9 protein-coding genes are annotated in these 14,130 nt (G+C 46.2%); all 9 read right to left on the reverse strand.

The annotated features are described in order from the left end of the window. Positions 1-11: 11 nt before the first annotated feature. Positions 12-1,376 (reverse strand): 23S rRNA (uracil(1939)-C(5))-methyltransferase RlmD, encoded by a 1,365-nt coding sequence (gene rlmD / locus P404_RS0105240; RefSeq protein WP_014971269.1) that lies wholly within the window; start codon positions 1,374-1,376, stop codon positions 12-14. A 29-nt stretch (positions 1,377-1,405) separates the two neighbouring features. Then, the gene (locus tag P404_RS0105245) at positions 1,406-2,374 is read right to left on the reverse strand and encodes a diacylglycerol kinase (RefSeq protein WP_026830160.1); all 969 of its coding nucleotides are present in this window, start codon (positions 2,372-2,374) and stop codon (positions 1,406-1,408) included. Between the two features lie 148 nt (positions 2,375-2,522). Beyond that, positions 2,523-3,956: an Asp-tRNA(Asn)/Glu-tRNA(Gln) amidotransferase subunit GatB gene (gatB, locus tag P404_RS0105250; protein WP_026830161.1), complete on the reverse strand. Its 1,434-nt coding sequence runs from the start codon at positions 3,954-3,956 to the stop codon at positions 2,523-2,525. Between the two features lie 13 nt (positions 3,957-3,969). Then, positions 3,970-5,412 (reverse strand): Asp-tRNA(Asn)/Glu-tRNA(Gln) amidotransferase subunit GatA, encoded by a 1,443-nt coding sequence (gene gatA, locus P404_RS0105255; protein WP_026830162.1) that lies wholly within the window; start codon positions 5,410-5,412, stop codon positions 3,970-3,972. Between the two features lie 16 nt (positions 5,413-5,428). Beyond that, the gene (gene gatC, locus P404_RS0105260; protein WP_014971273.1) at positions 5,429-5,719 is read right to left on the reverse strand and encodes an Asp-tRNA(Asn)/Glu-tRNA(Gln) amidotransferase subunit GatC; all 291 of its coding nucleotides are present in this window, start codon (positions 5,717-5,719) and stop codon (positions 5,429-5,431) included. A 318-nt stretch (positions 5,720-6,037) separates the two neighbouring features. Continuing rightward, positions 6,038-7,315 carry a TIGR02679 domain-containing protein gene (locus tag P404_RS0105265; RefSeq protein WP_160166513.1) on the reverse strand — a complete coding sequence of 426 codons (1,278 nt, stop codon included), beginning with the start codon at positions 7,313-7,315 and terminating at the stop codon, positions 6,038-6,040. Positions 7,316-7,322: 7 nt separating this feature from the next. Then, complete coding sequence (locus P404_RS0105270) at positions 7,323-11,396, reverse strand: TIGR02680 family protein (RefSeq protein WP_034774274.1); 4,074 nt, start codon at positions 11,394-11,396, stop codon at positions 7,323-7,325. Positions 11,397-11,425: 29 nt separating this feature from the next. After that, on the reverse strand, positions 11,426-12,535 hold the full coding sequence (locus P404_RS17355; protein WP_051590461.1) for a TIGR02678 family protein: 1,110 nt from the start codon (positions 12,533-12,535) through the stop codon (positions 11,426-11,428). Next, positions 12,522-14,009 (reverse strand): TIGR02677 family protein, encoded by a 1,488-nt coding sequence (locus tag P404_RS0105280; protein WP_026830165.1) that lies wholly within the window; start codon positions 14,007-14,009, stop codon positions 12,522-12,524. Before P404_RS0105280 ends, P404_RS17355 begins: the two co-directional genes overlap by 14 nt. Between the last annotated feature and the right edge of the window lie 121 nt (positions 14,010-14,130).

A 14,130-nucleotide genomic window follows, 5' to 3' on the forward strand; every position in this document is an offset into this window, starting at 1 on the left:
CTTAAGATTACTTAGTTTTCTTCACGAACGAACAACGCAACACTCTCGACATGCGTCGTATGCGGGAACATATCGACCGGTGTGACTTCCATCAGTTTGTAACCAAGCTCAACAAGCAACTTCGCGTCACGCGCCTGCGTCGAAGCGTTACATGAGACATAGACGATACGTTTTGGTGCGACTTCAGCAGCAGCACGCAAGAATTCTTCGTCACAGCCTTTACGTGGTGGGTCAACGACGATGACATCCGGTTTGATCCCGTTTTTGACGAGCGCCGGCATGACCGTTTCAGCTGTTCCATATTCAAACGAAACGTTGTCGATTCCGTTGGCTTTCGCGTTCCGACGTGCGTCATCGATGGCTTGCGGGACCATTTCGATGCCATAGACGTGTTTTGCTTGTTGTGCCAGGGATAACGAAATCGAACCGATGCCGCAGTATGCGTCAACGACGATTTCATCGCCTGTCAATTGTGCGTACTCGAGCGCTTTTCCGTATAATTTTTCCGTTTGTAACGGATTGACCTGGAAGAACGAATGCGGTGAGATTTCATACGTCAATCCGGCGATTTGATCGCGGATGACAGATGGTCCGTGTAAGACGATGTTCCGTTTTCCTAAGATGACGTTCGTCTCATCCGGATTGATGTTGTGCTGGATCGAAGTGACATTCGGGACCGCTTTTAAGATACCTTCGACGATTTTATCGACACCACGTAACTGTTTGACTTTCGTCACGAGGACGATCATCAATTCGTTTGTATGGTAGCCGTGACGTGCCATGATATGGCGGATGACACCGCTGTTTTTCTTTTCGTCGTAAGCAGGTACTTTAAGATCTGCCAAGACTTTGCGAACAGCTTGAATCGCTTCGTCATTTTCTTTGTTCTGGATCAAACAATAATCCATATCGATGATGCGATGACTCCGTTTTTGATAAAAACCAGCCATTAACTTGTTCGATTGGAACGCGACAGGCACTTGTGCCTTGTTACGGTAACCCCACGGATCTTCCATGCCCATCGTTTCGTGGACCGGAATCTCAAGACCAGCAAGACGGGCAAACGCGTCACGGACACGATTGTGTTTGAACTGGAGTTCCGCCTCGTATGACAGGTGTTGCAGTTGGCAGCCGCCACACTGGTTATAGACCGGACATGGTGGCTCGACACGATCGACACTCTTTGTCTTTTGACGGATAATCCGTCCAAAACCATATGATTTCGTCGTTTTCGTGATTCTGATTTTGACTTGTTCCGTCGGCAAGGCACCGGGAATGAAGACTGTGTAGCCGTCAATTCGGGCAACCCCTGAACCGTCGTGCGTCAAGTCGACGATATCGACGACGTGCTCATCGTTTTTTTGTACTGGAATCATATTGTTTTCCTCCTAGAAAATCCCGCGCTTTACGCGAGATTCGTTTCCTGTTCTTGTGCCTGTAGCTGTAAATTGATCGTTTCCATCTCGTCGATCCGGAACTTCGGCGTCATGACTTCAAAATGCGACCGAAGATTCGTCATCTCACCTTCACAGATTCCACCGAACTCACCATCGATGTTCAGGCTCATCTCGGATGTATTTTTCATCCGGACGAATGACGTCGTCACATGTTCAATACATGGATCAGAGAAATGATCTCCCTTTAACGCCAAACGCATCACGCGGATTAACTCGACGAGATTACATTTTTTCAAAATGAATAAATCAAAACGTCCATCATTGAGGGAAGCATTCGGCGAAAGTTTCTCGAACCCACCTACGGAATTCGTGTTCGATGTCAAAAAGAGCATGACTTCGCCTTTAAAGATGCCACGTTCATGTTCCAACTCGACATACGTCGGACGGATTTGTGGGAGCTTTTCCATCCCTTTGACGTAATACGCCAACTGTCCGAGCGCCGTCTTGAGTTTTGACGGGACTTCGTACGATAGTTCGGTCATGATCCCGCCGCCTGCGATGTTGATGAAGTAATGCGTTCCTGTCGTCCCTTCGATCTTGCCGATGTCGACCGGCATCGTATAACCCGTACAGATGACGTCCATCGCGCCTTCAATCGTCAGCGGAATTCGCATGGCCCGCCCAAAATCATTTGTTGTTCCGACTGGCAAGACACCTAACTTCGGACGAACCGTATACGATGCCATCCCGCTGATCACTTCGTTTAACGTACCGTCTCCACCTGCAGCAACGACAAGGTCAAATTCGGCTTCACAGGCCCGTGCTGCTTCATACGTCGCGTCACCGATCGCTTTCGTCGAATAGACGGAAGTCTCATAACCCGCTGCTTCCAGCCGGTCTAAGATATACGGCAGATTACGCTTTACCATCTCTTTCCCGGAAGTCGGGTTATAAATCACTCGCGCTCTAGGTCTCATAAGATTTTCTCCTTTTTTACTCAACCGATCCATTTGATACATAACTGTTTTATTTTACATGAAGTTCTGCCACATTACAAAGGCAAAAAAAAGAAACGACTGCTTCTTCACCTTGATGCCAGGCGAGAAACAGTCACTTCTGGATGACTTATTGTAATTTTTCTAATTCCTCATAGAACAGTTGATCGAGGAGGGCCGGGTTCGCCATCCCTTTTGTTTTCTTCATGATTTGACCGATGATGAATCCTTTTTTCCGGTCACGTCCGTTGACGAGTTCTTCGACGACGGCTGGATTTGCTTCGAACATCTCGACAATCAATCCTCGTAACAATCCTTCATCCGAAATCTGAGCAAGTCCTTGTTCTTCGACATAGGCACGCGGTTCGACACCTTGTTCGATGACTGCCGTGAAGACTTGTTTCGCGATTTTCGACGAAATCGTGCCGCCGGCGATCAATTCGATCATCGCTGCCAGACGGGTCGGCGTCAGCTTGATCGTTTCAAACGTCTCTGATGATTTGTTCAAGTGACCTTGAACTTCACCAACCGTCCAGTTAGCTGCTGCTTTCGGTTCCGCACCCGCTGCAATCGTCGCTTCGAAGTACTCAGCCATCTCACGTGTGACCGTCAATTGTTTCGCATCATACGCGGACAAGCCAAGCGCTTCCTGATACCGGACACGACGTGCGTCCGGTAATTCTGGAATCCCGGCACGGATCGCTTCTTTCCAGTCATGATCGAGGACAAGCTTCACGAGATCCGGTTCCGGGAAGTAACGATAATCGGACGCTCCTTCTTTGACACGCATCAAGACCGTTTGTTTTTTCGTTTCGTCAAAACGTAACGTCTCTTGGCGCATGACGCCGCCGGATAATAACAATTTACGGTGACGGTCTTCTTCATACTCAAGACCTTTCAGGACATTCCCAAACGAGTTCAAGTTTTTGAGTTCGGTTTTTGTGCCGAACTTTTCTTGACCGTATGGACGGACAGAGATGTTGCAGTCACACCGTAACGAGCCCTCTTCCATCTTGACGTCCGAGACACCTGCGTATTGCAGGACTTCTTTTAGCCGTTCGAGATAGGCAACCGCTTCTTTTGGTGACCGCATATCCGCTTCACTGACGATTTCGATCAACGGTGCACCGGTCCGGTTGAAGTCGACGACCGAATGATTGGCACCCGTGTGGTTCATCTTTCCGGCATCTTCTTCGAGGTGGACGCGTTCGATCCGGAAACGTTTTGTTTCGCCGTCGACTTCCGCATCGATGTAGCCGTCAAAACCGATCGGCTGATCGAACTGAGAAATCTGATAGGCCTTTGGTGTATCCGGATAAAAATAGTTTTTCCGGTCGAATTTCGTTTGATCCGCGACATGACAGTTGAGTGCCATCGCTGCACGAACCGCGAGTTCGACTGCTTTTTCATTGATTTTCGGCAGGACACCTGGGTGTCCGAGACAGATCGGGCATGTTTTTGTATTTGTTTCTGCCCCGTATTCGCGGGCACAGCCACAAAACATCTTCGTATTTGTATTTAATTCGGCATGGACCTCAATACCGATGACCGTTTCAAAGTTCATATTGGACTCTCCCTTATAACTTCGGAAGCGCGAATCCACCTGTCGCAAGCTCAAATGCATGCGCAGCACGGTAAATCGTCGCCTCGTCAAAGTGTTTTCCGATGATTTGTAGACCGACCGGTAATCCATCAACAAAACCAGCTGGAACCGAAATCGCCGGAACACCAGCCAAGTTGATTGGAATCGTCAAAATATCATTGGCATACATCGTGACCGGATCATCATTTTGAGCACCAAGCTCAAACGCTGGCGTCGGTGCAGTTGGTCCGATGATGACATCATAGTTTGCGAGTACGTTGTCGAAATCTTGTTTGATCAACGTCCGCGCTTGTTGGGCCTTTTTATAGTACGCATCGTAATATCCTGAGCTGAGGGCGTATGTCCCGAGCATGATCCGGCGTTTGACCTCATCGCCAAAACCTTGTGCGCGCGAATACTTGAAGACGTCTTCTAGCGCGTCTGCCTCGGCACGGACACCATAACGGATTCCGTCAAAACGAGCTAGGTTCGACGAGGCTTCCGAAGAAGCGAGTAAGTAATACGTCGCGAGGGCATATTTCGAGTTCGGCAGCGATACTTCGTCGACCGTCGCGCCAAGCGATTCCAGTTTCTTGATCGCTGTACGGATGTTGTCTTTGACGCCTTCACTGATTCCTTCTCCGAAATACTCTTTCGGAACGGCAATCTTCAAGCCCTTGATATCTCCTGTCAACGCTTGTGTATAATCGGTCGGAGTGACGTTTGCTGACGTCGAATCCATCTCACAATGACCGCCGATCGCGCTGAGCAAGTAGGCGTTATCTTCGACGGTCCGCGTCAACGGTCCGATTTGGTCGAGTGACGAGGCGAAGGCAACGAGTCCAAAACGTGAGACGAGACCATATGTCGGTTTTAAACCGACGACGCCACAGTATGCAGCCGGCTGACGGATTGAACCGCCTGTATCTGAACCTAAGCTGAACAAGACTTCTCCTGCTGCGACAGCAGCGGCTGAACCACCGGACGAGCCGCCTGGGACGTGTTTCGTGTTCCACGGGTTGCGAACGGGTTTATAGGCCGAATTTTCATTTGACGATCCCATTGCAAACTCATCCATGTTCAGTTTTCCGATCGTCACAGCTCCTGCTTCATGTAGACGTTCGACGACTGTTGCGTCGTGTGCGGGGACGAAGTTTTCAAGGAACTTCGAACCACACGTCGTCGTCATGCCTTTTGTGACGATGTTATCCTTCACACCAATCGGCAAACCGAACAGCGGGCTCGCTTCATGTTTTGCAATTTCGTCCATTCGTTTCGCTTGTTCGAAAGCATCTTCGTTCAGAGACAGAAACGCTCCGATTTTTCCATCGATGCGGTCAATCCGGTCAAATGATTCCTGGACAAGTTCAGAAACCTTAACTTCGCCATCCTTGACGAGTGTGTGCAGTTGTTTGACACCATGTTCAAAAAGTGACATAACGGTGGTCTCCTCCTTATTCGAACACTGCTGGGACACGGACTTGTCCGTCTTCCCAATCAGGTGCGAGTCGTTCTACTTCCGTGCGCGGAAGTGATGGGCGTACTTCGTCTTTTCGCAAGACGTTTTTTAAATCGAGGACGTGGGTCGTCGGTTCGACGCCTGTCGTATCGAGTTCATTTAATTGTTCAGCGAACCCAAGAATCTTCTCGAGTTGAACGGTAAATTGTTGGACTTCTTCATCTGTTACGGCGAGACGTGCTAAATGCGCCACATGGCGGACTTGTTCTTCATTAATCTTGGCCATCTGATTCCACCTCCGGAACTTTTTCAATATATTTTACACTATTTCTAATCATAGCACTTTTTGTCCAGACAAAAAAGACGATGGTGCATCGGGGGGAGGTCCGCACCATCGTCCTTATGGGGGTAGCAAAGCTTCCGGGCAGAAAGCTTCTAGTTATGAATTACCCAAGCTGTCGAGAAGCAAAACAAAAAATCTGAATATTCAAATTAAAATGAACTGCGTTACTCTTTATTCTACAGATGCATGCATACCTAAACGGAGAACTCGAACAAAAAGATAGAAGTAAGATCTTGCATTAGCTACTACCTTTATTTTCTGTTAGTTCTTGTCATCAAAATTCAGTTGAACCATTTGATATTCGTCTATCATTCTAGCAAGTAATGCTTCTTGATACCCCGCTCGTTTTTCAGCTCGCATATGCTCCACGACACCTTCTAACACTCCATCTTGTATGGAATTAAGCTTTGCAAGCCGTTCATTAGATAGTAGGACACCTGATTTAGAGTGAAGGTATGCTGATTCGTCTAGACACCAGTATGTTAAGCGATCACCATATCGTAATTTGAGCCGAGCCGCCATTTGAAGTCCTTCCGGATCCAAATCTCCTGCGTATCGTAAGTGATGACCGGATGCAACGAGATGATCGAGTAACCGATAAGCGGCTAATTTAAATTGACCGTGCGTACATACGAGTTGCATATCAGGTAGGAAATCGAGCAGCTCAGAGAAGACTCCTGAGTTCTCAACGATCCACACCGTTCGCTTTTCGCCGTAAATCCGGTCAACCTTTAAAAGTTCGCGTATCGGAACATTGAGTACGCTGCGTCTAGTAGCTGCCCCTTCCCACATTTCATGCTGTACGCCATCCGTATCAGCCAATAGATTCGTACATGTCACGAAATTCAGAACGTCGTCTCGCAACAAATGAAAACGAAGATACAGTTCATTAAGATTTTCCGAATCCATCAAAGGCGCACCGGATCGACCGTCTTTAACGTGAAGTAAGTGGATGAACAATTTACCGAGTTCTGTATCACGATCCAGTGCATGTGGATCTCCAGTGATGCGCTGCGCATAAAGTGGAATACGTTCATATTCGAAAGGGAGTGATTGATCAAGTCTCTCTAATTGCTCGCACAATTGCTCAAAACGAGGAAGGTCACTTGTTCGATGCACGATCAACGTATCGGGTGTTTTTCTTTCGAGATGATTAAACCAATATATCAATTCCGGATACGCGCTCCTTAGACGACTCCATTTGCGACGTTTTTGTTGCTCCGCCAAAAAGCGAACTTCATGATTCGTCTGAAGTGGTACATCAAAATACGCTTCTAGTAATTGTGGTAGCATGATCCCTTCAAACCGTGACTGTTGCAGTCGTCGTTCGAAGCGAAGTAATGTCACTGTCCCTCGGTGTCGTAAGTCTTCGACGTCTTCACTTAAGAAAAGTGCGATGGCCTGTTGATCCTCCGGAGGAAAGGTCTGAATCGATATACTTCCTCCAACTCTTCCATAAGACGAATATTTTTTTCGGAACTGTTGAAAGAGGCGTTCGAAATTATTCGCTTGCTGAAAGTAGTGTAATGCTTCTTCCATCTTCCGATCACTCATCCATCAAGACCCGTTGTTTACCGTTCCAGTAATACTTCAATACACCTACGTAATCTGCATTTTGAGGACGTAATAATTCGTAGACTGATAAATGATCGATCGTGTCATAGTCGCCCCAAAGGATTTGTGAGTTCATAATGAAATCAAAATCGAGTTGTTTGACGACTTCGAACATCTCACGAATGTTGTTCTCATCGACACCCGCAAACGCTTCATCAAGCGAAATGATATATGGCGCCGTATCTGCCGCCTCTTGATATCGGGAATAACAGGCCGTGAATAATGGGATATACATGGCAAGCGCCTTTTCACCACCACTGAACTTGTCGAATTTATTGTTCGTCAGCTCCGTCTTCGGTTCATTCGTTCGTTCATGATACAAAATGAAGGAGAACCATTTCCGGTAATCCAATACTTCTTTCAAAATTTGCAACAGTGTTTGCCCCGCGCCTTCTTCTTTCATCAAACGTTGCGCACGATTGATTCGGGAACGGAAATGGGTCGTGATCCGCTCATAATCCTCGTCCTTCATCAACCGAACATCTTGCTTCAAGATGGCGACGAGATCTTTCGTATCCAGCTCATCCTCTGCCTCAGCTGTTCGTGGCTTCCATTTGATCGAGAATGTGATACCGGATGAGATATTCCGATTTTCCATGATTTGATTCATTTGTGTCGTCCATTTTTCTGCCCGACGAATCCGACTACGTAATTTGGACCCGACTGACTTGAAGAGAATCTCTTCGTAGAGTTCGCGATCATCTTCATTCAATATGCGTTGTTGTCGTGTGTATTCTTCTTCAACCGTTTGTTTGACTAGACGTGGATTGACCTGTTGTCCTCTCAAATCGAGCGTGATTACACGACGGGTTGTTTTTTGCTTGAACGTCTCCACTTCGTGCCGGAAGTTTTCTTCGCTTTCCTGCATCCACTCTGGCAGACGACGCTCTTCCGTGTAATCTCGCATTCGGTACTCCATTAAGTCGCTCTGTAATTCGTAGAACGTTTTAGATAATAGTTCATCCGCTTTCGATCGAGTGATGTTCAATCGATGACCATATCGCGCCGAGAGACTCTCGGTCCATTCTACGAACTGCATCTCTTCCGGTCTACCGTCCGTCTCTGCTTGGTGAAAGAGTTCGTGTAACACTTCTTCCCACGCCTGATGTAAGCATTGATGAAATAATTGGATTGGTTCTTGACGCAATCGTTCTTTTTGATCGACCACGAGTTGTGTCTCATGTGTCGTCGCTAAGATCGTTATGTTCTCCAAGTCTTTTTCTACGCCCCTCAACTGTTCTTGGACGTCTTGGATTTGCTGACGGATGTTCTCGGCATTTTCTTGTTGCAGTTGTTGTTCGATTTGTTGAATCAGTTCCTGTACCTGTTCGTGTTCTGCCTCAAGTTGATACAGTTCTCCTGTCTGTTCATCGAGATCCTGCTCTGTCTCGTGTAAATCCAGCTGGATCTGTTCCAACGTACGCTCCATCTGCAGGAACTGTCGTTGCAACTGCTTGAGTTCTCGAAGATCATCTTTGTAGGAGTATGCATGCTGGAGCGTGGTTCTAAACGCTTGGCTCGTTGCTTCGATACCGTAAAAGCGTGCTTCCTCTAAAACGATGTGTCGCAATTTGCTGAATCGTTCATTCAATGTTTTGAGTACTTCATTCATCCGTTCCGCTTGACGTTTTAGCCCTTCCATCTCTTTTTTTGTTTCCCAGATAGATTCCTGGATTGTTCGTAATTCTCGGTCCAGCGGGAAATCATTCCATGCTTCCTCGGAATCCTGAAGTTGCTGTAGCAAGCGCTCTATCTCTTGCTCGACCAACAATCGTTCGTTTGATAATTCATCCATCTCGTTACGCAGATCGGTCATCAGCTTTTCACGGTACTTCTTTCGTGCCTCGCGTCCAATATAACGGACGTACTCAATTCCGACGGCATGTCCTGTCAACATACCAATTCTGTAGATTCCGTCCTCGGTTATCATCGTTTCACCGGCATCGATCAGAATACTTCGAAGGATCTCATCGATTTTTCCGACAGCGACATGCTCATTTGAGACGGGTTTCAAATAATCAGCTAATGTATACGCCATTTCATGCGGATGCGCCTTCAAAGCGCGATCGTGTACGACCGGTATATCCGTGATCAGCGCATCCAACATACCACTATCACCTAACGCAGCCTCGATTCGACATTTGATTTCGTCAGATATCCCCGACTTGAAATCCACTACGGAATAAAACGGGACGACTGGAATGTTCTGTTCATGCATCGATTCACGCGCTTGTTTCGTATTCGGATGAAGAGGTGGTTCAGGATCGATTTCTTGTCTCCATGTCTGCAGTTCGTTTTCCTTAACTGTCAGTTGTTGAAGAAGCGTGTCGCGTCTCGATTTGTTATCCGCGACCTCATCACGGATCTGGTTCTGAAAATTAGAAATCGCTGGTCGGATGTGTCGGCGGATGTTCTCCATCGTATCAGTCCCATACTCGTTGCGTAATGTTCGTTCGATATACTGAATACTTTTTTCATCTACCGAGAATGAATCATGTTGTTGTAACCACACGTGGATGTCCGCGATATAGGTTTCTAACTCTTGATCAAACGTCTTTTGCCAATCATCGTGTTCACGCTTCTTTTGATCAAATAATTGCTCTTCTTGCGCCAATTCTTTTTGTTTCAGTTGAAGCCGTACTTTTATTTCTTCGAAGTCGCGCACGTGTTCGACACCATCATTCAACCGTGAGATGTGTGCCGCCACTTCATTTTGCCAAACCATAAAATCAAATGCTTTCTCCTGTCGTTCGTAGTCCGCCATATTGAGTGCATGTCGCTGAAACGAAGCCATTTCTGCCTCTTCTTCAAGGTGGAACAACCCATCCTCGATATCACTTGAAGTCTTGCGTAGCATGATCTGTTCTTCATCCAATCTTTTTTTGAACGTCTGCATCTTTTGACGCGTTCGTTCCTGTTTTTGCTCTTGTTGCTCAATTTTTTGTTCAAGCTTCTGCTTTTTGTCTTGTTCTCGTTTTCGCTCTGCTTCTAGACTCCATACTTTATGTGCCTGTAAGCGTTGTTGCTGTCGCTCTAACGTCTCCTTTTTCAAGTGAAACCTACTTTTTTCAGAGGTTGCATGCGTGACTTGCTGCTCGTGGTGTACGATGCGTTCGAGAAGGAGATTCTGCTTTTCTGTCTCCTCTATCGATTGCCCTTTCGCCAGTTCATATTCTTGAGACATGTCTGCCAACTGTCGTTCCGAATAGACGTCATACCCTTTGCTTAGTCGAGTAAGTGCTTCTTTTTCTCTGCTTAACTGTTCGAGTTGCTGTTTTGTCTGATCCATATGCTCGATCGTATCCGATAGGTGACGTAAATCTTCATCGGACAATGCCGGCAAAGAAGCTTCTAAAATTTCATAGATGACCGTCGGACGAAAGTCCTTAGATAATTTAGGACTTCTTAACTGGATCAACAGTTTAATCAGTTCTTCGTACGCTTCCATCGTCTCAAAACCAAAGACGTGTTTATTTACGAGTTGCATATATTCCCCTTGCGTCTGAACAACCCGACCGCCTTCCCCTATCATGCGTTCGAGTTCAATTCGGGAATAAGGAATTTTTTGTTCCGCCTCACCTTGGCGACTTTTTTTATATAGCGTGATGTCTTCACCAATCCGGCGATTATCCGTAATGACGAATCCCCAAAACTTCATCGGTTTTCCGCGCTTTGCCTGTAAACCGATGCCGGTCGTCACATATTGTTCCGAGTCTGTTCGTTTGTATTCAAGAAATAAATAGCCGGTCCGTTCTTCCCGGTTTGAAATTTCTTTTTCACCTAACAGATAATCTTCCATCTTCCTTGCACGTGAACCAAATGGATCAAGACGGTCTGGTGACTTCTTACCGTCTAGTAAAATTGGTAGGAAACTTTGCATCGTAACAGACTTTCCCGATCCATTACTTCCGCGAAGTAACATCTTACCGTCCGAAAGATCAAAGATTTGTTCTGTGTAATACCAAAAGTTCAGCAATCCTGCACGATTCATTTGCCAGCGATTCATAGCTCTCATTTCTTTCATCTCCTTTACCTTCATGTACCGATCATTCGTCCAAATCCGGAATGAATGACGACCGTCTCCGATTCATCTTCGATTTTTCCAAGTTCCCAGTTTTGTAGTAACTGGATCAATTCCTTCGCAATCACACGTGGCGTACTTTCGCGGTACTGTTTGGACCACTTCGCATCATGTTCGTGTTTTGTCCGCTCAATCAGCGCATGGAACTCAAACAATGTCATCCGTATCTGTCCCATCTCATCAGGAACAATCGCTTCTTGCCGCAGACTCGTCGCCAGATGCAAAGCAACCGTAGAAATCCCCTTCTTATCCGGAAACAACGTATAGCGCTGTTTGGCTTCCGGTAAGACAAGAAGCGCTGCATTTTTGAACACTTCTAATCGAAACGGTGTATATCGCTCAAACTCATCAACAAGGCGATTCCGAAAGTTTCGGATGTAAGCGAAGTCCAGGTCGTCCTTCCCTTCACGATAGACGACCGGTGATAACATCAATTTCCGATAAACCCGTTTCCGTCTTTCGTCTTCTTTTTGTCGTGACCATTCGCTCGAAAGAATCGCGTCAATCGCATCATACTGAAACAAGTCTTCCGGATATGAACGCATGAAATAACGTGCGTGAACACTTACCTCATAAAGCACTTCCTCCGTATCATTCATCGCAAAGGCATCGATTTCTCCATCAACTGTTCGAATCAATTTCAACGCATCCAGTTGCTTTAATGCCCGTACGAGTGATTTCCGGTGCTGATAATTCGTCCAGTCGATCGGAAGTTCACCAGGGTACATCTCTTCGATTTCTTCGGTTAGATGCGTCAGTAAAAACTGTTCATCCGTTGATTTCCCTTCCGTAAATGCCAGTGCACAACAAAAGATTGCGTAATCCATCGGCTCAACGAAAGATTTGATTCCCATCCATACTTTTGGATCGACAGGGATTTTCTCAAGCTTGATGAAATGCTGATGAACGATCAAATCAAAGCCGAATTTCTCCGAAACATAACGCTTCAACTGATGTTCCTGTTCACGTAGGCGATGATAGACCAGCGGTTCATCGGTACGTAACACCCAAAACTGCTCAAATAAAATTCCGAGTGCTTCTTCCATCCGCTCATCTTGTTGCATCAGTTCCACCTCTCTTTCCCAAAAATTCATAATGGACGTCTGGCATTTCAAGGTCGCCATCGGTAGAGCGCAAGATGACACGTTCTTTTTGAATCGTCACCCGGACCGTCCTTCCGAATTCCGTCTGTACCAAGTGATCTTCGTGCAACATCGCTTTTCCGACCCAGTTCAGTAGCAGTTTACGTACGAATGGCTCGATGACAGGCAACTGCTTGATACGCAACCACCGCTCATCCATATACTGTTCGATGACTTGACGTTGACGACCAAGTTGCAGCAGATGTTCTCGTTGAACCGCTTGAATCTCTTCTCTTCGATCGATGATTGCTGCTGCTTTATTCGTATCCCGTGTTGGAACTGTCCGTTCATTCACGATATGTTCGATCGGATGTTCTTCCCAAATATCCGTATATAGATCGTCGGTTGGTATCGCATCCCCTACTAAGTGTTTTGTATGAAAAATACCGAATACGACAGATGAAAGTTCATGCGCTTCCTCAATCGAAGCTAAACGCTCGAACCACTTAGCCAAATGTTCATAATCGCGCCGACGACTCCGAAATTGTTGATGTCGTTCACTCATCCGTTGTACGACCCGTGTAATTCGTCGAATCGCCTCATTCGTCCGTTCCTGCAGGCGTTCGAATTCACTTTCTCCATAGGCTGATCCTAAAAACCATTCCTTCAGGTTTTGCCACTTTTCTTGATGCTCCCTCAAGACGTCTCTTTCCTCTGCCTCGACGCGAAACGTCTGTCGTTGATGAAGGACGACCTTCTCGAAGAATTGTTGCAACCGGTCATTCGAAAACTCCGTCAGCAATTCCTGAATTTGATTGGACGTCCGCTGTAAACCGACGATGAAGTCACGTAAATAGATCGTGAAACGGTCCTTGTAGACGAGAAATGCTTCCGTCTTCATTTTTTCCGCGACTTTCTCACTATGGATATAAGCAATGTAATCTGAAGTATTTCGGGTAATTTGCCGGAAATACGTCATGGCGTCTTCCCATAACTGAGCTGACTCCTCAGCTGATTGCTTTTCTGATTGCTCAATCTTCAGAAGGACTTGATACAAACGTTCGAATTGAGTCTTCTCGAGTGATCCGCCAAACGTATCGCCCATCTGTTCAAGATTTATCATCATCCGCTCAAATTCAACTGTATAAGGCGTACACTGATATCGAGCATTTTTCTTTTTATACTCTTCGATCGTTTTTGCCTTACGATGATCTTGACTCGCGATGAGATTCCCCCATTTCGTAAGTGACTCTAAATCCTGCTGTACCATTTCAAGTGTATACTCTTGGAATCCCTCATGTTGTGTTAAATAATCGAGTATTTCTTCCGGAAATAAAAACTCCCGCATCCGTTCATGCTGTATGTAAAAATAACGAAGAATCGGTCGGTAGCTCCATGCTTTCTCCGCAGTCAAATACGTCGCTTCCTTGACTTTTCTTTTTATGATCGAATCCAATCGTTCCGCCTCCCATCTCTAAAAATAATTGTAACTTTATGGCTCATCACCATAAGGTGTGGTTGACACATAAAATCCATCGGATTTTAAATCGAACATAGAAAAAAAGCGAAAACCCCGG

Source organism: Exiguobacterium antarcticum DSM 14480 (genome assembly GCF_000685865.1).
GTDB lineage: Bacteria > Bacillota > Bacilli > Exiguobacteriales > Exiguobacteriaceae > Exiguobacterium_A > Exiguobacterium_A antarcticum.

Bases quoted from the DNA above. Each gene is read 5' to 3' on its own strand.
- rlmD (WP_014971269.1), bottom strand. From the start codon at position 1,376: ATGATTCCAGTACAAAAAAACGATGAGCACGTCGTCGATATCGTCGAC.
- P404_RS0105245 (WP_026830160.1), bottom strand. From the start codon at position 2,374: ATGAGACCTAGAGCGCGAGTGATTTATAACCCGACTTCCGGGAAAGAG.
- gatB (WP_026830161.1), bottom strand. From the start codon at position 3,956: ATGAACTTTGAAACGGTCATCGGTATTGAGGTCCATGCCGAATTAAAT.
- gatA (WP_026830162.1), bottom strand. From the start codon at position 5,412: ATGTCACTTTTTGAACATGGTGTCAAACAACTGCACACACTCGTCAAG.
- gatC (WP_014971273.1), bottom strand. From the start codon at position 5,719: ATGGCCAAGATTAATGAAGAACAAGTCCGCCATGTGGCGCATTTAGCA.
- P404_RS0105265 (WP_160166513.1), bottom strand. From the start codon at position 7,315: ATGGAAGAAGCATTACACTACTTTCAGCAAGCGAATAATTTCGAACGC.
- P404_RS0105270 (WP_034774274.1), bottom strand. From the start codon at position 11,396: ATGAATCGCTGGCAAATGAATCGTGCAGGATTGCTGAACTTTTGGTAT.
- P404_RS17355 (WP_051590461.1), bottom strand. From the start codon at position 12,535: ATGCAACAAGATGAGCGGATGGAAGAAGCACTCGGAATTTTATTTGAG.